Below are 18636 nucleotides of genomic sequence, written 5' to 3'. Positions count from 1 at the left end.
CCCTGTTCTCAGGAGGACTCGGCCAGGCGGAACCCGACCGCGTAGAAGCCGCGGTCGTACAGTCCGTGTCGGCGCCGGCAGCGCGCCACGTCTCCCCGGCGGGTGAAGCTTCCGCCCCGCACGATGCGGTAGGTGCTCTGGGCGCGCAGCACCTCGTTGGCGGAGTGCATGCCGCCGGCGTACGGCAGGAGGTCGTCGGCGACGAGTTCGCCGCCCGGGTAGGGGCGGTAGTCGTCGGCGACGTACTCCTCGACGTTGCCGGCCAGGTCCAGGACGCCGAACGGGGAACGGCCCGCGGGGTAGCTGCCGATCGGGGTCGCGGACAGCGGTCCGGCTTCGGAGGTGTTGGCGCGGTCGGGGTCGAAGGTGTCGCCCCAGGGGAATTCGCGGCTCTGCCCGCCGGTCGCGGCGTACTCCCACTCGGCTTCGGTGGGCAGCCGGAAGGCCCGCCCGGTGCGGTGGGCGAGCCACTCGGCGTACGCGTCGGCCGCCTGGGCGGGGACGGTCCACACCGGGTGGTTGGCGAGGTGGTGGGGGTAGCAGCCGAAGTGCCAGGAGGTGGGGAGCCAGCGGGCGCGGGTGTCTTCGAGGAACGCCCGGTACTCGTGGTTGGTGACCGGGTAGCGCATGAGGCGGAAGGCGGCGAGGTCGACGTCGTGCGCCGGACACTCCTTGCGCAGGAAGTCCTCCTGGAGGCCGGTGTGTTGCCACTGGGCGAGGACCTCGGGCAGGCGGTCGGCTTCCAGGCCGATGCGGACGCGGGCGCCGGGGATGTCCGCCATCGGGGGGTCGTCGGGGCGGATGCGGGGGTCCCCCACCAGGCCGCACAGGCTGCCGGCCGCGTAGCGGCGGGCGAAGGGGACGTCCGGGTCCTCGACGACCGCCACCAGTGCGTCGGGGGTCTCCCGCCGCAACGCGGTGGCGTGGCGCTGGAGTTCGGTGGGCCGGGTGCGTCCTTCGAACCAGGCCGGCAGCCGCATGGCGTGGCGGTCGCCGATCATGTCGGTGTTGGGGGGCACGGGGTGTCCGCTGGCGACCGTCACGCCGCGACCTCCTCGACCAGGCGGAAGCCGATGGCGTAGATCTTGCGGTCGAACCAGCCGTGCCGTCGGGAGCAGCGGGCGAGGTCGCCGAAGCGGGTGAAGCTGCCGCCGCGGGCGATGCGGTAGGAGCCGGCCGTGGTGAGGTCGTCGGCCACCGCGGCGCCGCCCGGGTAGGGGCGGTAGTCGTCGGCGACGAACTCCTCGACGTTGCCGGCCATGTCCTCGGCGCCGAACGGGGTGCGGCCGGCCGGGTGGATGCCGACGGGCGCGGTGGTGAGGGGGCCGTTCTCGACGGTGTTGGCGCGGTCGGGGTCGAAGGTGTCGCCCCAGGGGTAGGCGCGGCTCAGCCCGCCGGTCGCGGCGTACTCCCACTCGGCTTCGGTGGGCAGCCGGAAGGCCCGCCCGGTGCGGTGGGCGAGCCACTCGGCGTACGCGTCGGCGTCCTGCGGTCGGACGGTCCAGACGGGGTGGTTGGCGCGGTGCAGGGGGTAGACGCCGAACTCCCAGGAGGTGGGGAGCGCGTCGGCGCCGGTGTCGGCGAGGAAGGCGCGGTATTCGAGGTTGGTGACCGGGTACCGCATGATCCGGAAGGCGTCGAACCTGACCTGGTGGCGCGGGCACTCCTTGGCGATCCAGGATTCCTGCACCCCGACGTCGGCCCAGGCGTCGACGACCTGTTGGACCTGGTCCTCGGGGAGTCCGACGGCGCACTGCGCGGCGGGCAGGGCCACCGTTTCCGGGTCGTCGGGCCGGATCCGGGGGTCGCCGCGCAGCCCCAGGACGGTGCCGGCGGCGTAGCGGCGGGCGAAGTCCGCGGTGGCGTCGCCGCACAGGTCGACGAGTTCGGCGGGTGCGCGGCCCAGCAGGTCGGGGTGGCGGGCGAACAGGTCGTGCGGGAGGCGTTCGACCAGCGAGGCGGGCAGTCCCATGGCGGACCGGTCGTCGAGCCGGTTGGGGTCGGTGATGGTGGGTCGGGGCCGTCCGGTGGAGGTGGTCACGCGGTCGTCCCGGGGATCTCGTAGACCTGGCTGTCGTAGGAGCCGGCCAGGAACAGGCCCCGGTCGGGGTCGTGGGACAGGGAGGAGATGCCGGCGGTGGTCGGGCGTTCCTCGGTGGTCCACCGGTCGCGGTCGCGGTCGTAGATCTTGACGTGGCCGTGGTAGGAGCCGGTCGCGATCAGCCGACCGGAGGCGTCGGCGGCGACGCACTTGATGGAGTTGGGGTGCGTGGTGGGGATCACGCGTGAGGTGAAGTCCGGTGCCCAGAGCCGGAGTTTGAGGTCGCGTCCGACGCTGGCGAAGTGGCCGTCGGCGAGGCCCACGCAGCCGTTGGCGATGCGGTCGTGGGCGGCGTCGATGCGGTGGACGAGTTCCCTGGTGCGGGCGTCGTGCCAGGCGACGCCGGTGTCGGCGCACACGGAGAACAGCAGGTCACCGGAGAAGGCGACGCCCTTGACCGCGTTCTCGTGCAGGGGGACGTCGGCGACGTGGTGGAGTCGGCCGTCCGCATCGAGGCGGAAGACCAGCCCCTCGCCGGTGTAGGCGCCCACCAGGAGATGGGTGGTTCCGTCCACGTCGTAGCGGACGCCGCAGTTGAGCGGCGAGCGGTGCTGGTGCAGGACGCGTCCGGTCGCCGCGTCCATCAGCTTGCCGAGTTGGCCGCCGGTGACCATGACGGTGGGGCTCAGCGGCGTGAGGAAGTTGCACAGGCTCCCCGTCTGCCCGTGCACCGCGGTGTCGCGCAGCACGATGCCGGCGTCCCCGACGGTGTAGACGCTGCCGCCGTCGGCGCAGACCGCGTTGATGCCGGGGGTGGTGGGGACGTCGGCGTCGCTCCACTGGCCGCTGAGGTAGTCGTAGGTGCGGTAGGAGGCGCCGAACGTGCCGAAGACGAGGGTGTCCTTGGCGGCGAAGGCGCAGGAGCGGGGCCAGACGTCGTCGGGGATGTCGGACTGCCCGATCTGGCGGAGTTCGCGTGCGCTGGTGTCCCACAGCAGCAGTTTGCGGTCGTAGCTGAGGCTGACCAGGAGGCTGCGCTCGGCGCTGAGGACGAGGCGTTTGATGCCGGCGTCGTGTCCCTGGACGGTGGTGCGGTCCGCGCCGTGGATGACGACGATCTGGCCGCCGTCGTTGCCGGCGTAGAGGGTGCCGTCGGGGGCGCTGACGATGGTGTCGGTCTCGACGCCGCCGAGGTCGATGTCCTCCAGGAGGGCGCCGGTGGCGGCGGACCAGCGTTTGACGGTGCCGTCGTCGCTGGAGGTGACCAGTTGTTCTCCGTCGGCGGACCAGTCCACCGAGATGACGTCGGCGGTGTGGCCGACGCAGCAGTGCACGAGGGTGCCGGTGAAGTCGTAGACGCGCAGGTTGTGGTCGCGGGAGGCGGTGGCGATCCACTCCCGGGTCGGGTGGAACGCCGACATCTCCACGTCGTCGGCCTGTGCGTTGAAGACCGCGCGGAGCTTCAGGTCGGGGACGGACCACAGGCGTGCGCTGTAGTCACTGGACGAGGTGACCAGGAGGGTGCCGTCGGGGCTGAAGGCGCACTGGTTGGCGAGGTGGTCGTGCAGGACGCGGTTGACCGGGCGCTTGGTGGCCTGGTCCCAGAGGATCACTTGGTTGTCGTAGCCGGCGCTGGCGATGTACTTGTCCTGGTAGGCCGCAATGCCGCTGATGGGACTCCTGTGCGCGATCACGCGCACCCTCCTCGTCAGTCGATTTCGATGGAATGACCGGCGTACATGACTTTTGCTTGGAGGTACTTGCGGTTCGCGTCGGTGAGGTGGACGGCGGTGCGTCGTTGGCTGTGGACGGTGATGCCGCCGGCCTCCAACTGCCGGATCTTTTCCGGATTGTTGGAGAGGATCTCGATTTCCTTCAGGCCCATCGTGACGAGCATCTGGGCGGCCGAGGAGTAGGTGCGCTGGTCGTCGAGGAAGTTCAGGGCGCGGTTTGCCTCAAAGGTGTCCATGCCGGTGTCTTGCAGGGCATAGGCATCGATCTTGTTGTACAGACCGATGTCCCGGCCCTCCTGGCGGAGGTAGAGCAGGAGGCCGCCCTTGTCGTGCATCAAGGCCATGGCCTCGCGCAGTTGCGGCCCGCAGTCGCAGCGGGTGGATCCGAGCACGTCACCGGTCAGGCACTCGGAGTGGAGCCTGACGAGCGGTACGGGTTGGGTCAGCGCGTCGCCGAACACGACCATGAGGTGTTCGCGTCCGTCGTCGAGTCCGTCGAAGGTGATGATTTCGCTCGGCGCGAGCTTGCCGTCGGATATCTTCAACGGAATGCGCACCCGCGTGCGGACACGGGGAGGTTCCGGTTTCTTGCCGGCTGACTGATCGAGTACGTGATTCTTGCTGAATGGGTAGGAAGAACGGTTTTCCAATGACATCCCCGCCATCCGAAGTTGGCTTGCGCGTCTTTCCGGAACCGCTTTTTCCGCTACCTACTGCACATGCCGCAGGCCCTTGATCCGGCGCCACACTCCCGCAAATCCCGCAGCGTCGTCAAGCGGCACAACACGTCTCACGTGGTGGCGATGGTGCCCTTGGTACGTCGCACTCGGTGCGGGCGGTCGGCCGCGCCGGAAAGGCCGCGCAGGGGGCCGTCATTCCGGAAAGTGCGCAGGTGGCGAACCGGCGTCCCGGTCCGCCCCGCTCCCCTGCCGCACTGCCGCCGGCGGCTGGGCGGGCCGGCGCCGGGCGGCGTGTGTCGCGTGGGCGCGGGCCGCCGCGGCCTGCACGATCGTCGACGTCCACGCCAACTCGCCGTACGTGCCGCGCTGTTCCGGAATGGCGTCATGGAGTCGACGCCACAGTTCCGCTTCGTTCCACAATACGAACCTCCGGTGCGCGGTGGCGGGCGAGACGCCGAACGCCCTCGGTAGCTGACGCCAGGCACAGCCGCTGGTTAATACGTAGACCACCGCCGTGAAGACGATCCGCTCGTCTCGGGGGGCCGTCCCGCCGCCTTGCGGGCGATGACCGAACGACGGTAATAGCGGGGCGGCTATTTGCCACAGCCCGTCGGGAACGAGTCTGGCGAACAGGTCACTGTCCATGAGAGGCGATGGTGCCTCAGGCCCATGCCACCACATGAGACAACTCATCGCGTCTCAGCCGTCTCAAATTCACGGACACGATCTTGTTTGTCCCGCGCGGCATTACCGCAATTAGCGATCATGGGAGCCTCGTCCACGCCCTTGGAGGATTCCCGCCCGTGGTCAGGGGAATGATCGGCGGACGGACCCCGGCGCACCGGCAGGCGGTCATCCCCGCGCACCGCCCGGCCCCACCGCCACCACATCCCCCATCCCGTGGCCGGGAAAAGCCGGGCAGTTGGCCGGGACGGTGCGGTATTTGGCCGGGAGCCTCCCGGCGGCCCCACCGCGCCGTGTCGCGGGGCCGCGGTCCTCCGTTGAAGGGTCACGAGTCGAGCGAGCCGAGAACGACGGGAGATGTCGATGAGCGTGACGATCCGCCCGGCCGAGACCGGGGACGTCCCGGCGGTGGCCGAACTGGTCGAGGAGATGGACCGCTTCTACGGGGAGACCGAGGTGCAGCCCCTGGCCGAACGGCTCTGCCAGGTGGAACGGGCCCTCTTCGGTTCGCCGCCGCTGGCCTGCGCCCTCCTGGTCGAGGACGCCGACGGCGACCTGGTCGGGCTGGCGGCCTACGGGTTCCTGTGGCCCGCGGCGGGCTCCACGCACTCCCTCTTCCTCAAGGAGCTGTACGTCCGCGACACCTGCCGCCACCAGGGCGTCGGAGCCCGGCTGATGGGCGAGCTGCGCGCGTTGGCCGCGGCCCGCCCCGGGTGCACCCGCATCGAGTGGACGACCGGCCGGGACAATCCCGGTGCGTGCGCCTTCTACGCGTCCTTGGGATTCACCGAGTTCGAAGGGAAGGTCGTCTATCGGATCGAACTCCCGTAGGCACCGGGCCGCGGCCGCCGGGATTCTCCGCCGTCGGCGCCCTTTCCGGTCGCCTTTCGGCCATGTGCACGGAAAGCCTGAAGGACAACGGGCCTGCGTGCTTACATGATCCGTATGTTATCCACAGACCGTCTCTTGGCTTTCTCGGCCATGTCGTTCCTTTTGATCGTCATTCCCGGTCCCAGTGTGCTCTTCGTGATCGGGCGGGCCCTGGCGCAAGGCCGACGGGCGGCGCTGACCACCGTCGCGGGAAACACCCTGGGCGCCTATCTCCTGGTGGTGGCCGTCGCACTGGGCGTCGGGTCCGTCGTGGAGCGTTCCGCGATCGTCTTCACCGCGCTGAAGCTGCTGGGCGCGGGGTACCTGGTGTACCTCGGGATCAGGGCGGTGCGTCAGCGCGGGACGCTCCAGGCGTCGTTCGCCGGCGAAGGGCCCGCCTACGGGGGGCTGCGCACGCTGTGGGAGGGGTTCGCGGTCGGCATCGCCAACCCGAAGACGATCGTGTTCTTCGCCGCCGTCCTGCCGCAGTTCGTCGACCGCGCACAGGGACACGTCATCATCCAGATGCTGCTGCTGGGCCTGGTCTTCAACATCATCGCGGTGGTGTCCGACAGCGTGTGGGGACTGGCCGCGTCCACCGCACGGACGTGGTTCGCCCGCTCCCCCAAGCGCCTTTCCATGGTGGGCGGCGTGGGCGGCCTGTCCATGATCGGGCTCGGCGTCATCGTCGCCGCCACGGGCCGCGCCGATTGAGCGGGCCGGGCGCGCCGGCGGGGTCCCGCCGTCCGTCGAGGACCGGTGGCGGTCGGTCGAGGACGGGAGGTTGGTCCGTCAGGGGCCATGTGGTGCGCGCCCGCTCGTGCCTGCGCCCGCCGGCCCGCTCCCCGCCGGAGACTCTGCCCGATCACGCGAGGACGTGGCCGGGCGACGGTGAGGAGAGCGGCCGATGGACGGGAAGAGACCACTGGATCGCAGGGCCGTGCTGGCGGGCGGGTTGGCCGGTGCCACGGTCGCGGTCGCGGGGTGCTCCGCGACGCGCACCGCCGCGCCGGCGTCCTCCGCCTCGGCCTCCGCCACCGCACTGGCGCGGGCCCGACCGAGCACCCCCGCCGCGGCCTTCGCGCGTCTGGTGGAGGGCAACCAGCGGTGGGTCAGCGGAGACCTCCACCACCCCGACCGGGATCCGAACCGGCGTCAGCTGGTGGCCCAGTCGCAGGAGCCCTTCGGGTCGATCCTCTCGTGCATCGACTCCCGGGTGCCGCCGGAGCTGCTCTTCGACACCGGACTGGGCGACCTCTACGTGATGCGCACCGGTGGCCAGACGCTCGAGCCGGTGGTCACCGGATCCGTCGAGTACGGGCCGATGACCAGCGGCACTCCGCTGGTCGTGGTCCTGGGGCATCAGCGCTGCGGCGCCGTCAAGGCCGCCTATACCGCGCTGCGGGACGGTACCCCGCTGCCCGGCAACCTCCAGGCGATCGCCCTGGCCCTCAAACCCGCCTACGAGCAGGCGGTGCGCAAGGGCGGCACCGACCCGGTCGAGACCATGACCCGCGCCCAGGTCACGTTGGCCTCGACCGCGCTGCGCTCGAACGCGGACCTGGCGCCGCTCGTGAAGAAGGGCGCCCTGGCGGTGGTGGGTGCCTACTACTCGCTCGACACCGGCAAGGTGGAGGTCCTCGACGGCGCGCCGTCGTGAGCCCGCGGTCGTGTCGTGGGGTGCGCCGGAGGGCGCGGCTGCCGCGCTGACGGCGTCGACCGGGCCACCTCGCGGCCATCCCCGGTTCACGTCCGGCGAAAACCATGGGGTCATGAGACGAACCCCGGCACTCCTCGGCCTCGGCCTGTGCGTCCTGTTCGCCACCACCGCCCCGGCGGACGCCACCGCCCGGCCCGCCGCACCCAGCGCCCACCACGCCCGGGAGCAGCACCCCGCAGTGCGCTACGGCGACGCCTACAGCACCAAGGCACCGTACGCGCCCCGGCAGGCTCCGGGGACCTACCAGTCCGCGCCCCGGGGCTTCCGCCCGGTGTTCACCGAGAACGTTTCCCGGCACGGCTCGCGGGCCGCCTCCGACGGTGCGGACGGCGAGCTGATCCTCCGCCTGTGGGACCGGGCCGACGAGGAGCACCAACTCACCACCCTCGGCGCGGAGTTCGGGCCCGAGGTGCGTGCCCTGCTCGCCGCCATGGAGAAGGTCGGCTACGGCAACCTCAGCGGCCGCGGCGAGCGGGAACTCAGCGGCACGGCCGTCCGGATGGCGCAGCGGCTGCCGCAGCTGTTCACGACCATCGTCGCGGAGCACGAACCCCTCGACGTCGTCAGCTCCGGACAGGGCCGCGCCGTCGACAGCGGGACCGTCTTCGCCGACGCCCTCGTCGGAACCGACCCGGCGTTGAAGCCGCTCGTCGGGCCCGCCCGCACCGACAGGGACCTGCTCTACTTCCACAAGTCCGCCGGCGGTGCGGCCTACCGTGACTGGCTCGCGCACGACCAGCGCCTGGCGCACACCCTGAAGGGCGTTGCCGACCAGCCGGCCACCCGCGCCGCCGCGCGGCGGGTGCTGGCGAAGCTCTTCCGGCCGGCGTTCGTACGACGCGTCGTGGACGGGGAGTTCGCGTCGATCGGCAGCGAAATCGACGCCGCGCGGGCCGTCTACCGCCTCTACGCCATCGCACCGGCCATGAGCGCGGAGAGCCCGCACGGCCGGGGTTGGCACCTGGAGCGGTACCTCGCGCCGCGCGACGCCGACTGGTTCGGCTACGTCGAGGACGCATCGGAGTTCTACGAGAAGGGCCCCGGCTTCGCCGACAGCGACATCACCTACGCGATGGCCGGCGTGCTGCTCGACGACTTCTTCCGTCAGGTCGAGGCCAAACGGGACGGCCGCAACGACCGCGGGGCGGAGCTGCGCTTCACCCACGCCGAGGAGATCATTCCGCTCGCCGCGCTGATGGGGCTGCCCGGCAGTACCAAGGCGGCCGACCCCGGGCGGCCCTACGCCTGGGCGGACAATCCCTGGCGCGGCGCGTCGGTCGCCCCGATGGCCGCCAACATCCAGTGGGACGTGTTCCGCAGGGGTGACACCTACCTGGTGCGCATGCTCTACAACGAGAAGGAGACGGCCTTCAAGGCGGGGTGCCGACCGGTCGCCCGGGGCAGTCGCTTCTACGACCTGGAGGAACTGGAGCGCTGCTTCGGCCGCACGTCGGGGTGACGTGCCGGCGGGGCCGGGGTACCCCCGCCGGGGCGGTCAGTCGGCGGGCAGGGCGTCCCGCATCGCGCGGGCCGTGGACGTCGGGTCGTAGCCGACGGGGACGCCCTCGACCAGGAGGATGTCGCCCTCGATGTGCCGCGCGCGCAGCGGGGCGATCTCCTGGTACGCGGGCGAGTCCCACCAGGCCCGCGCCTGGTCGATCCCGGGGAAGCCGATCACCACGACGTGCCCGGGCCACTTCCCCTCCTTCACCTCGTGTTGCGTCGCGTGCACCAGGAAGCGACCGCCGAACGGCTCGAAGGTGCCGGCGATCCGTTCGATGTACTCGGCGATCTCCGGGTGCGGGGCGGCGTCTTGGAGGTGCGCTATGGCGTAGGCGGTCATGGTGGCCTTCCGGTCGTTCCTGCTCGTACGCCGGTGATCGTGGCACGCGGGACGCCTGCGGGGCGATGACGTCGGAGGTAAGCGTCCGGGGCCCGCGGGCGGTGCGCCCCCGGAGCCCCGGGAGCCCCCGGGGGCTCCCGGGGCTCCCGGGTCAGGCGGCCGGTTCGGCGGCGGAACGGGGGGCGGGTGCCCCGGTGGCGAACGGGCCGTCGGGGGCGAAGGCCCGTTCCGCGAAGCGTTCGCCCATGCGGCGGTGGGTGGCGGCGTCCGGGTGGAGTGCGTCGGGCAGTGGGAGTTCGGCGTGGTCGGCGTGGCCGTAGAGTTCGCGGCCGTCGAGGTAGTGCAGGTGGGGGTCGTCGGCGGCCCGCTGTCGAACGATCCGGGCGAGTTCGTCCCGGATGGCGTTGAGGGTCAGCTTGCCGCTCGCGCGCTCCGCCGGGTCGCCGGTGGCCGTGAAGCGCAGGCGTCCCTCCCCCAGTGCGCTGAGGTCCGGGAAGCTGGGCCCGGGGGTGTCCTCGTGGATGGGGCACAGGATGGGCGAGATGACGAGCAGCGGTGCGGTGGGGTGGCCTTCGCGGACGGTGTCGAGGAAGCCGTGGACGGCGGGGGCGAAGGCGCGCAGCCGCATCAGGTCGGCGTTGACCAGATTGATGCCGATCTTGATGCTCACGAGGTCCGCGGGGGTGTCCCGCAGCGCGCGGGCGACGAACGGGTCGAGCAGGGCGCTGCCGCCGAAGCCCAGGTTGATGAGTTCCACGTCGCCGCGGGCGGCGGCGAGTGCGGGCCAGATGGTGGTGGGGCTGGCCGCGTCGGTGCCGTGGCTGATCGAACTGCCGTGGTGCAGCCACACCTTGCGGCCCCGGTCCGGCACCGGCTCGACGGGCGCGTCGGTGCGCAGGGCGAGGAGTTCGGTGGTCTCGTCGTACGGCAGCCAGAGCTCGACGTCCTTGACGCGGTCGGGCAGTTCGGTGAAGCGCGCGGTTCCGGACGGGCCGGACGCGTGCTCGGCGGTCTGCTTGATCATGTCGATGGTCAGGGTGTTGCCGCCGGGCACGCTGGACTGGCCGGCCGGACGGCCGTCGACGAGCAGGTCGTAGCGGCCGTCGGGGCGGGTGGGCGCACCCACGTAGACCCGCTTGGTGGGGAGCGTGTCCAGTTCGATGGCGGTGGCCCGGGTGCGGAAGACCAGTCGGACGCCGGAGGGTTGGGATTCGGCCATGGCGAGTAGGCCGTCGTCGCACTGGGCACGGGCCCGGGCGGGCAGACGGTGCGGGAGCACGCCGCGTTCGGTGCGCTCCAACTCCAGTGCGCCGCGCACGATGTCGTCGGTGAGGGGGGTGGTGATCCAGTGGGGGTGGGTGGTCATCGCCTCAACCTGTTCGTCGGGGTGGGGGTTGCCGTGCGGGCGGGCGCCGTCGACTGCGGTCGTCACGGTCGCGGCGGTCCGGGCGTGGGCCAGTTGCGCAGGAGGGCGTCGAGGGCGTCCACGACGCGCGACCACGTCTCCTCGCTGTCGGGAGCACTGTGACTGAAACCGCCGGCCAGTTCCAGGCTCACGTAGCCGTGGAAGACGCTGCCCAGCATGCGCACGGCGTGGGTCTGCTCCGGTTCCGGCAGGTCGTAGCCGCGCAGGATCGCCCGTGTCATCTGGGCGTGCCGGACGCCGGCGCTGGCGGCGGCCGTCTCCGGGTCGAGTGGGAACTGGGTGGCGGCGTAGCGGCCGGGGTGTTGCCGGGCGTAGTCGCGGTAGACGTCGGCGAAGGCGGCCAGGGCGTCCTTGCCCGCGCGGCCGGCCAGGGCCTCCGCGGCCAGGTCGGCGAGCTCCGCCAGGGCGAGCAGGCTGATCCGGGTCTTGAGGTCGTGGGAGTTCTTCACGTGCGAGTACAGGCTCGCGACCTTGACGTCGAACCGCCTGGCCAGCTCGGAGACGGTCACCTGCGCGAAGCCGACCTCGTCGGCCAGCTCAGCGCCCGCCCTGGTCAGGCGTTCCGCGGTCAGTCCTACCCGTGCCGCCATGACCACCCTTTGTTCGTTCCTCGTGTACCTGAATCGATTATGCGCATGCCTAAAGCTTTTAGGCAACTGCCGAATGGATGAGGCGGTCGGACGGCTCCGCCCCTGAGGAGCGTCAGGGTCCGGTACGCCCGCAGGCTGACGCCGCACGCGACCGCGGTCTGACGACGCCCACCGCCTCCCGCCGCTACGTTCGGTTCCGGACGTTCGACAGCGAGCGATCCGCACGGGACGAGGACGGAGCGACATGAGCGGCGAAGTGGTGCGCGCGAAGGGCCCGGCGGGCCGTCGGCCGTCGGCGCGGCGGGACCGGCGGACCCGGGCCGCGGTCCTGGGCACCGTCGGCCCCGCGCAGGCGATGTCGGGCGGCACCCCCGTGCCACGGCGCGGCGCGGCGCCGTGGTTGGCGACGCTGGCAGTCAAGGGCGACGGCCCGCTTGTGGAACGCGCCTCGTGCGGCGGGGCGCTCATCGCCCCGGACCGGGTGCTCACCGCGGCCCACTGCCTCGACGGCGCGGACTTCCGCACGGCGGAGGTGCACATCGGCTCCGCGGTGCTCTCCCGGGACCCGGGCACCGTGCGCGCCATCCGCGCGGTCACCCCGCACCCGCGCTACGCACTCCTGCCGTCACCGGTCGATCCGCACGCCCCGGAGCTGTCCTCGGCCGCCTACGACCTGGCCGAGATCCGGCTCGACGCCCCGGTGCCCGGCGTCCGACCGCTCCCCCTCGCCGCGCGCCGGCCGGCCCCCGGCACCCCGGTGTCGCTGTTCAGCCACGGCACCACGGCCGCGCCCGACCCGGACCGGCCCGGCACCGACATCCGCGGCGACGTGCTGCGCCGCGGCGACCTCACCGTACGCACGCACGCCCGATGCGCCGCGCAGACCCCGGCGGTCGTCGACGCGGCATCGGTCTTCTGCGCCCGCGACCTGACCGACGGCCGCACCACGATGTGCTTCGGGGACAGCGGCAGTCCCCTGGTCACCTGGGGACGGCGCGGACCCGAACTCGTCGGGGTGTTCAGCTTCGCCGGGGAGACGGCGGGCAAGGTCTGCGGCCAGCCGGCCGACGCCGCGTTCGCCGACGTCCCCGCGCTCGTCGGGGCACTCGGCTGACGCGGGGGCGGGCCGGGCGGCGCCCGCGCGGTCGCGGCGCGGCGGGTCAGGTGCGTGCGGCGGGGAGGGTGACCTCGAAGCGGCAGCCGCCGGCGACGTTGTGGACGGCGGCCCGTCCCGCGTGGGCCTCGACGATGCCGCGGACGATGGCCAGGCCCAGGCCGGCGCCGGCCGGTGGCGTCCGGGCCGTCGTGCCGCGCCAGCCGGTGTCGAAGACCCTGGGCAGATCGGTCTCGGGGATGCCGCCGCAGCCGTCGGTGACGGACAGCACGACGGTGTCGGCGCGGCGTTCCGCGGCCAGCGCCACGGTGCCGTCGGCCGGGGTGTGGCGGATCGCGTTCATCAGGAGGTTGGCCAGCGCACGGGTCATCTCCTTGCTGTCGACCTCGACCGGGACGGCTTCGACCCGGTCGCCCACCAGGCGCACCCGGTGTTCCCGGGCCAGGGGGCCGACGCCGGCCAGCGCGTCGTCCACCAGGTCGTAGACCGACACCCGGGACGGGGCCAGGGCCAGTACCCCGGCGTGGATGCGGGAGAGTTCGAAGAGGTCGCCGACCATGGTGTTGAGGCGGTCGACCTCGGTGCGGATCTGGCGGTGGTAACGGGCGGGGTCGTCCGCCACGCCGTCCTCCAGGGCTTCGGACATGGCGCGCAGGCCGGCGAGCGGGGTGCGCAGGTCGTGCGAGATCCAGGCGACGAGTTCGCGGCGGGACTCCTCCAGGGCCCGTTCGCGGTCCCGGGAGGCCGCCAGGCGGGCACTGGTCGCGGTCAACTCCGCGCTGAGCGTGGTGAGTTCGGCGGCAGCGGGGCGGGTGGGCGGCACGAAGGTGCCGCCCTCGCCGAAGTCGTGGGCGGCCCGGGCCAGTGCGCGGGAGTCGAACACGACCCGACGCCCCAGGGCGAGCGCGGTGGCCAGGGAGACCACGGTGGCCACCGCGACCACGGTGGTGACCACGGCCAGGTCGTGCGAGGAGAGGAACATCGCCCAGGCGACCGCGAGGGTTCCGGCCAGCATCGCGCCGACCGCGACGGCCGCGACCACCGTCAGGGACACGGCGATCGAACGGCGGCGCAGCAGGTGCAGGACGCCGGCGCCCAGGAGTCCGGCGCCGGCCGCGCCGGCGGACGCGTACAGGGCGATGAGCAGCACGTCCCGCACGGTCACGGCCTCTCGTCGGGGTGGCTGGCGCCTTCGGGCCGGGCGTCGAAGCGGTAGCCCACGCCCCAGACGGTCTGGATCAGGCGCGGGCGGGCCGGGTCGTCCTCGATCTTGGCGCGCAGGCGGCGCACGTGGACGGTGACGGTCGACAGGTCCCCGAATTCCCACCCCCACACCTCCTGCATCAGGCGTTCTCGGCCGCAGACCTGGCCGGGGTGGCGCAGGAAGTAGCAGAGCAGGTCGAACTCGCGCAGGGTGAGGGCCAGTTCGCGGCCGTGGTGCAGGGCGCGGCGGGCCGCCGGGTCGACGTCGAGCCCGGCGGCGCGCAGTACGGGCCCCGGCGTGCCGGCCGTACCGGCACGGCGGAGCACGGAGGTCACCCGCAACACCAGCTCCCGTGGGCTGAACGGTTTGGTCACGTAGTCGTCGGCGCCCACCTCCAACCCGAGGATGCGGTCCTCCTCGTCGCTGCGGGCGGTCAGCATGATCACCGGCAGCGGGCCGTGCGACCGCAGTTCCCGGCAGACGGTCAGGCCGTCCATGCCGGGCAGCATCAGGTCGAGGACCACCAGGTCGGGTCGGTGGGCGCGGGCCGAGGTGAGCGCGGCGGGGCCGTCGGCGGCCCGGCGCACGGCGAAGCCGGCGCGTTCCAGATAGCCGGCCAGGACCTCGGAGACGGTGGGGTCGTCATCCACGACCAGCACGTTCTTCATGCGTCCAGCCTCCCACCCCGGCGGGGCGCGGCGGCCGGCACGACGTCGACGTCCGCGTTTCGTAAGGTCCGCCAGCCCCACGGGGCGCGTCGCGGTTCGTAGCGTGAGGGCCGTGAACGACTCGATGGAACAGTGCGCGGTGGACGCGTCCGGCCCGCCCTCCACCCCGCGGCAGACCGCCGACCCGGGCCGCGCCGCCCTCCTGGACGCGTCCGGCGGGGTGCTGCGCGCGCCGGTGGACCGCCGAGGGGCGGCGCGCGCGGAACCTGCCGCGCCCGCGGTCGGGGCCGGAGCCCGGGAGTGGCATGCCGACCCCTACGCCGCCGCGCTGCGCACCGGCCGCGGGCCGCTGTTCCTGCGGCGCGGCGACGGCTGGCTGCTGCCGCTGGAGGTGGAGCGCTGGTGCGCGCCGCCCGACGAGGCCGACGCCACGGTGCTCGCCCGCTGCCGGGGCGGGGTCCTGGACGTCGGCTGCGGACCGGGCAGGCTGGTGGCCGCCCTCGCCGCGCGGGGGCATCCGGTGCTCGGCATCGACGTCAGCCGGCACGCCGTGGAACGAGCGGTGCGGGAGGGCGGTGCCGCCCTGTGCCGTTCGGTCTTCGACCCGCTGCCCGGTACGGGCCGGTGGGCGACGCTGCTCCTCATCGACGGCAACATCGGCATCGGGGGCGACCCGGCCGCCCTCCTGGCACGGGCCCGCGAACTCGCGGCGCCGGACGGCACGGTGCTCGTGGAGACGGCCGGGACGGAACTCGACGAGCGGGTCGTGGTCCGGGTGGACGACGGCCGCGGCGGGCACGGCACGCCGTTCCCGTGGGCCCGGCTCGGCACCCGCGCGCTGCTGGCCCACGGCGGGCGGGCCGGCTGGAGGGCGGTCGAGCAGTGGCGGGTGGGCGGCCGCCGGTTCGTTCAGCTGCGCCGGGGCTGAGCCCTGCGCCGCCACCGCGCGAGCAGTCGCACACCGGCGAGCGCGCCCGCCCCGGCCGTGACGGCCAGCACCGAGACCAGCCAGCCGCGCGGGTAATCCAGCGGCAGGACGGAGGAGTTGGCGGGGGCCCCGGGCCTCAGCAGGGCCGGCAGGGCCACTGCGGTCAGGGCGCCCGCCACGATCAGCGCACCGCGCAGCACGCCCCGCACCGGGCCGCCGCGCCCCGTCGGGCCGGGCAGCAGCCATCCGGCCCCGCACACCAGCGGCGCGAGCAGCCCGTCGTGCAGGAGCAGTGCCCCGGCCAACCAGAGCACCACGTGGCCCGCCCACCCCGTGCCCCAGACCAGGAGCAGGCCCACGGCCATTCCGGTCACGCCCAGGAATCCCGCGGCGTACCGCATCCGTGCCGTCGTCACCGGACCTCCAGGCGCGTGACCCACTTGGTCTGGAGGACCCCGGGGCGGTTGGGTGCGATCAGGCGGGCGGGGTGGCCGTGGTCCAAGGAGAGCTCCTGGCCGTTGAGGCGGAGCGCCAGCAGCGTCAGCGGATCGGCGACGTAGGTGGCGCCCATCTCCGTGACCCGGTAGGCACCGGACCGCTCCATCGAGACCACGCGGACCCGGGCGGCCGGATGGGCGCCGGCCGCCCGGAGGAGGTCGCGGACCCGGACGCCCGTCCATCGGGCCGCGACGCTCCACCCCTCCACGCAGGCCAGCGGTAGTTCCACCTCGTGCTGGGGCAGGGCCCGCAGGGCGGCCAGGCTCAGTTCGTACGGCCGTGGGCCGGTGACGGTCAGCCGCCAGTCAGGGCCGACCGCGGTGATGCCGGCCGCTCGCGCCGTGCGGTTGACCGGGAGCCCCTGCGGTCCGTGGCCGGGGTGGCGGGGCGCGAGCAGGTCCAGTTTCCCGAGCGGGGTGACGGACTGGCCGACGGTGGTGAGCGTGACGGCGCCGACCGCCGCTCCCAGTCCCGCCAGCAGTGCGCGCCGGTCCGGTCCGTGCGCGGCCGGCAGCCGGCGCGTGCCCGGCGCGTGCCGGCTCCAATGGTCGCTGATCTGCGGCCACTTGACGGCGAGGTGCAGCACCACCGCACCGGCCAGGAGCCAGCCGACGGCGAAGTGGACCGGCACGAAGGGGAACGGCCACGGATACCACTGCACGACGTTCAGCAGGCCGCTCAGCACCTCGAAGACGCCGCTCGCCACCAGCACCGCCACCGACAGCCGTTCCAGGCCGTGCCGCACGGACCGCACCGGCGGCCACACGAACAGCTTCGGGTACACGGTCCACAACTTGGCGAGCAGCAACGGGAGCGCGGCGATGCCGCAGGCGACGTGCAGTCCCTGGGTGAGCCGGTAGCCCCAGGCGGGCCGGCTGGGCAGGTGGTCGCGCAGCCAGTCCGGGGGGTGTTGGAGGAGGTGACTGACCAGACCGGTGCCGAAGCACAGTGCGACGGCCAGGCCCAGCCAGCGGCCCACCACCGTCGCGGTCCGGGCGTCGTGGAGCGCGGAGGTGCGGGCGGGCAGGGACGGCAGCCGGCGCGGCGGCCGGCGCGGTGACGGTTGCATGGTTCCCATCACACCGCGCGCCGGGCCGTTCGGGGCCGTGGAACTCCTTACGAAACCGGGACGGCGGGCCCTGCGCCCTCGGCACGGCCGCGGTCCGCTGCGAGGCTGCTGGCGTGATCGAACCGCGCCTTCGCCTGCCGCTCGCCGCCGTCTTGACCACCGCCCTCGCCGTCGCCCTGGTGTGGACGGTCGAGTTCGACGGCTATCGCCGCGATCCCGGCGGGTTGTCCTGGCGGTACGCGCTCTGCTGGGCGCTGTTCGCGGCCGCCGCCTGGGCGGTGCGGCGGGCACCGGTGCGCCGGGCGGTGGCCCTGATCCTCGCCGGGTCGGCGCTCGTGGCCGTCACCGGCCTCGTCGCACCGCCGCGCACCAGCACCGACGCCTACCGGTACGCCTGGGACGGCCGGGTCCAGGCATCCGGGACCTCGCCCTACGACTACGTGCCGGCCGCCCCGGAGCTCGCTCCGCTCCGCGACGCCTGGCTGTTCCCCACCGGCGCCGCCTGTGCGGGCCCGGACCGGGCGCGCCTGGCGTCCCCCGCCGCCACGCCGCACTGCACCCGGCTCAACCGGCCCGCCGTGCACACCATTTACCCGCCGCTCGCCGAGTCCTACTTCTACGGCGTGCGGCTGCTGTCCCCCGACGGCGCCCGCCTCAAGCCGCTGCAGATCGGTGGAGCGGTGCTGTCCGTCGCCGTCACCGGCGCCCTGCTGCTGGTCCTGCGCCGTCGTGGGGACCCCCGGACCGCGGCCTACTGGGCCTGGTGCCCGGCCGTCCCCGTCGAGGCCGTCAACAACGCCCACGTCGACGTGTTGGGCGTGCTGTTCACCGTGGCGGGGCTGGGGGCGGTGGCGGTGCGGCGGGCGCGGGGCGGCGCGCTGCTCGGTGCCGCGGTCGCCGCCAAGCTCGTGCCGGCCGTCGTCCTGCCGGGCGCGCTGTCCGGCGTGCGCCGCCCCCGCGACGCGGCCGCGGTGCTGCTGCCCGCCGCCGCCGTGCTCGCGCTCTGCTACCTCCCCTACCTGCTCGCCTCGCACGACTCCGTCCTCGGCTACCTCAGCGGCTACCTCAACGAGGAGGGCTACCGCGACGCGTCCGCCGGCAGCCGGTACGCGCTGCTGCGGCTGCTGCTGCCGGACGCCTGGGCGCTGCCGGTGCTGGTGGTCGTCCTGATCCTGCTGTGCGGCGGCGTCCTATGGCGCGGCTCCCCCGAACGCCCGTGGTGCGGCGCCCTGTTGGTGACCGGCGCCGCCTTCCTGCTCCTCACGCCCGGCTACTCCTGGTACGCCCTGCTGCTGATCGCCCTGGTCGCGCTGGACGGTCGCTGGGAATGGCTCGCGGTGGCCGCCGCGGGCACCGTCGCGTACGTCACGGCGCGGGCCTTCCCGGCCCACGGTGCGGTGGCGACGACGGCCTACGCCGTGGCGGCGGCGGGCGTGGGGGTGGGTTGGCTGGTGCGGCGCCGGGCGGCGCCGGGGAGCCCGCGGCGGCCGTTCGGTGCGGGTGCGCCCCTGGCAATGCGGGTGCGCGGGGGCCGTGCCAGGACGGCACGACCCCCGCGCTGACGGTGC

At 73.3% G+C, this 18636-nt stretch carries 19 protein-coding genes; 7 read left to right on the top strand and 12 right to left on the bottom strand.

The features are described 5' to 3' along the window. Window positions 1–8 precede the first annotated feature (8 nt). From ACJ6WD_RS31585 to ACJ6WD_RS31565, 5 genes are all read right to left on the bottom strand, one after another. Entirely contained in the window at window positions 9–1043 is a 1035-nt protein-coding gene (locus ACJ6WD_RS31585) for a formylglycine-generating enzyme family protein (protein WP_376443994.1), read from the bottom strand. After that, window positions 1040–2041 (bottom strand): SUMF1/EgtB/PvdO family nonheme iron enzyme, encoded by a 1002-nt coding sequence (locus tag ACJ6WD_RS31580; protein ID WP_233659115.1) that lies wholly within the window; start codon window positions 2039–2041, stop codon window positions 1040–1042. The genes ACJ6WD_RS31585 and ACJ6WD_RS31580 overlap by 4 nt, the downstream gene beginning before the upstream one ends. Beyond that, the gene (locus ACJ6WD_RS31575) at window positions 2038–3735 is read right to left on the bottom strand and encodes a WD40 repeat domain-containing protein (protein ID WP_233659114.1); all 1698 of its coding nucleotides are present in this window, start codon (window positions 3733–3735) and stop codon (window positions 2038–2040) included. The genes ACJ6WD_RS31580 and ACJ6WD_RS31575 overlap by 4 nt, the downstream gene beginning before the upstream one ends. Window positions 3736–3749: 14 nt before the next feature. Continuing rightward, window positions 3750–4430 (bottom strand): GTP cyclohydrolase II, encoded by a 681-nt coding sequence (gene ribA / locus ACJ6WD_RS31570; RefSeq protein ID WP_233659113.1) that lies wholly within the window; start codon window positions 4428–4430, stop codon window positions 3750–3752. Window positions 4431–4646: 216 nt separating this feature from the next. Then, window positions 4647–5099, bottom strand: a complete 453-nt coding sequence (locus ACJ6WD_RS31565; protein ID WP_233659112.1) for a transposase — start codon at window positions 5097–5099, stop codon at window positions 4647–4649. 402 nt (window positions 5100–5501) lie between these two features. On the opposite strand from ACJ6WD_RS31565, the gene haaN reads away from it, so the two are divergent. The 4 genes from haaN (at window position 5502) to ACJ6WD_RS31545 (ending at window position 9187) form a co-directional block, all read left to right on the top strand. Then, window positions 5502–5969, top strand: a complete 468-nt coding sequence (gene haaN / locus ACJ6WD_RS31560; protein WP_407617031.1) for a cyclophane-containing RiPP N-acetyltransferase HaaN — start codon at window positions 5502–5504, stop codon at window positions 5967–5969. A 114-nt stretch (window positions 5970–6083) separates the two neighbouring features. Beyond that, the gene (locus tag ACJ6WD_RS31555) at window positions 6084–6722 is read left to right on the top strand and encodes a LysE family translocator (protein ID WP_233659110.1); all 639 of its coding nucleotides are present in this window, start codon (window positions 6084–6086) and stop codon (window positions 6720–6722) included. Between the two features lie 193 nt (window positions 6723–6915). Next, the gene (locus tag ACJ6WD_RS31550) at window positions 6916–7668 is read left to right on the top strand and encodes a carbonic anhydrase (protein WP_233659109.1); all 753 of its coding nucleotides are present in this window, start codon (window positions 6916–6918) and stop codon (window positions 7666–7668) included. Between the two features lie 112 nt (window positions 7669–7780). Continuing rightward, window positions 7781–9187, top strand: a complete 1407-nt coding sequence (locus tag ACJ6WD_RS31545) for a histidine-type phosphatase (protein ID WP_407617030.1) — start codon at window positions 7781–7783, stop codon at window positions 9185–9187. A 36-nt stretch (window positions 9188–9223) separates the two neighbouring features. Here the strand turns inward: ACJ6WD_RS31545 and ACJ6WD_RS31540 are convergent, their stop codons facing one another. From ACJ6WD_RS31540 to ACJ6WD_RS31530, 3 genes are all read right to left on the bottom strand, one after another. Next, complete coding sequence (locus tag ACJ6WD_RS31540) at window positions 9224–9571, bottom strand: DUF1330 domain-containing protein (RefSeq protein WP_233659107.1); 348 nt, start codon at window positions 9569–9571, stop codon at window positions 9224–9226. A gap of 151 nt (window positions 9572–9722) precedes the next feature. Then, window positions 9723–10937 (bottom strand): GDSL-type esterase/lipase family protein, encoded by a 1215-nt coding sequence (locus ACJ6WD_RS31535; protein WP_233659249.1) that lies wholly within the window; start codon window positions 10935–10937, stop codon window positions 9723–9725. A 62-nt stretch (window positions 10938–10999) separates the two neighbouring features. Beyond that, on the bottom strand, window positions 11000–11587 hold the full coding sequence (locus tag ACJ6WD_RS31530) for a TetR/AcrR family transcriptional regulator (protein ID WP_376556976.1): 588 nt from the start codon (window positions 11585–11587) through the stop codon (window positions 11000–11002). A gap of 244 nt (window positions 11588–11831) precedes the next feature. Between ACJ6WD_RS31530 and ACJ6WD_RS31525 the strand changes: the two genes are divergently transcribed. After that, the gene (locus ACJ6WD_RS31525) at window positions 11832–12701 is read left to right on the top strand and encodes a S1 family peptidase (protein ID WP_407617029.1); all 870 of its coding nucleotides are present in this window, start codon (window positions 11832–11834) and stop codon (window positions 12699–12701) included. A gap of 46 nt (window positions 12702–12747) precedes the next feature. On the opposite strand, the gene ACJ6WD_RS31520 is transcribed toward ACJ6WD_RS31525, so the two are convergent. Further along, the gene (locus ACJ6WD_RS31520) at window positions 12748–13860 is read right to left on the bottom strand and encodes a sensor histidine kinase KdpD (protein WP_233659248.1); all 1113 of its coding nucleotides are present in this window, start codon (window positions 13858–13860) and stop codon (window positions 12748–12750) included. 2 nt (window positions 13861–13862) lie between these two features. Further along, complete coding sequence (locus ACJ6WD_RS31515) at window positions 13863–14573, bottom strand: response regulator transcription factor (RefSeq protein WP_233659104.1); 711 nt, start codon at window positions 14571–14573, stop codon at window positions 13863–13865. Window positions 14574–14685: 112 nt separating this feature from the next. Between ACJ6WD_RS31515 and ACJ6WD_RS31510 the strand changes: the two genes are divergently transcribed. Next, on the top strand, window positions 14686–15501 hold the full coding sequence (locus ACJ6WD_RS31510; RefSeq protein ID WP_331249498.1) for a class I SAM-dependent methyltransferase: 816 nt from the start codon (window positions 14686–14688) through the stop codon (window positions 15499–15501). Here ACJ6WD_RS31510 and ACJ6WD_RS31505 read toward each other — a convergent pair. Together ACJ6WD_RS31505 and ACJ6WD_RS31500 are read right to left on the bottom strand one after the other, a co-directional pair. Next, window positions 15483–15917, bottom strand: a complete 435-nt coding sequence (locus ACJ6WD_RS31505) for a hypothetical protein (RefSeq protein WP_331249499.1) — start codon at window positions 15915–15917, stop codon at window positions 15483–15485. The two genes, ACJ6WD_RS31510 and ACJ6WD_RS31505, sit on opposite strands and share 19 nt — an antisense overlap. Next, the gene (locus ACJ6WD_RS31500) at window positions 15914–17068 is read right to left on the bottom strand and encodes a molybdopterin-dependent oxidoreductase (protein WP_407617028.1); all 1155 of its coding nucleotides are present in this window, start codon (window positions 17066–17068) and stop codon (window positions 15914–15916) included. The genes ACJ6WD_RS31505 and ACJ6WD_RS31500 overlap by 4 nt, the downstream gene beginning before the upstream one ends. 113 nt (window positions 17069–17181) lie before the next feature. Here ACJ6WD_RS31500 and ACJ6WD_RS31495 point away from each other — a divergent pair, with 113 nt between their 5' ends. After that, a complete protein-coding gene (locus tag ACJ6WD_RS31495) occupies window positions 17182–18630 on the top strand; it encodes a glycosyltransferase 87 family protein (RefSeq protein ID WP_407617027.1) in 1449 nt (482 codons plus the stop codon). Window positions 18631–18636: the final 6 nt, after the last annotated feature.

The organism is Streptomyces sp. VTCC 41912 (genome assembly GCF_045799175.1).
GTDB classification, from domain to species: Bacteria; Actinomycetota; Actinomycetes; order Streptomycetales; family Streptomycetaceae; genus Streptomyces; species Streptomyces albulus_C.
Note: the sequence above shows the minus strand (reverse complement) of the source record. Positions and strands in the feature narration are given on the sequence as shown.

Bases quoted from the DNA above. Each gene is read 5' to 3' on its own strand.
- ACJ6WD_RS31535 (WP_233659249.1), bottom strand. From the start codon at position 10,937: ATGACCACCCACCCCCACTGGATCACCACCCCCCTCACCGACGACATC.
- ACJ6WD_RS31530 (WP_376556976.1), bottom strand. From the start codon at position 11,587: ATGGCGGCACGGGTAGGACTGACCGCGGAACGCCTGACCAGGGCGGGC.
- ACJ6WD_RS31555 (WP_233659110.1), top strand. From the start codon at position 6,084: ATGTTATCCACAGACCGTCTCTTGGCTTTCTCGGCCATGTCGTTCCTT.
- ACJ6WD_RS31565 (WP_233659112.1), bottom strand. From the start codon at position 5,099: ATGGACAGTGACCTGTTCGCCAGACTCGTTCCCGACGGGCTGTGGCAA.
- haaN (WP_407617031.1), top strand. From the start codon at position 5,502: ATGAGCGTGACGATCCGCCCGGCCGAGACCGGGGACGTCCCGGCGGTG.
- ACJ6WD_RS31525 (WP_407617029.1), top strand. From the start codon at position 11,832: ATGAGCGGCGAAGTGGTGCGCGCGAAGGGCCCGGCGGGCCGTCGGCCG.
- ACJ6WD_RS31500 (WP_407617028.1), bottom strand. From the start codon at position 17,068: ATGCAACCGTCACCGCGCCGGCCGCCGCGCCGGCTGCCGTCCCTGCCC.
- ACJ6WD_RS31540 (WP_233659107.1), bottom strand. From the start codon at position 9,571: ATGACCGCCTACGCCATAGCGCACCTCCAAGACGCCGCCCCGCACCCG.
- ACJ6WD_RS31515 (WP_233659104.1), bottom strand. From the start codon at position 14,573: ATGAAGAACGTGCTGGTCGTGGATGACGACCCCACCGTCTCCGAGGTC.
- ribA (WP_233659113.1), bottom strand. From the start codon at position 4,430: ATGTCATTGGAAAACCGTTCTTCCTACCCATTCAGCAAGAATCACGTA.
- ACJ6WD_RS31545 (WP_407617030.1), top strand. From the start codon at position 7,781: ATGAGACGAACCCCGGCACTCCTCGGCCTCGGCCTGTGCGTCCTGTTC.
- ACJ6WD_RS31550 (WP_233659109.1), top strand. From the start codon at position 6,916: ATGGACGGGAAGAGACCACTGGATCGCAGGGCCGTGCTGGCGGGCGGG.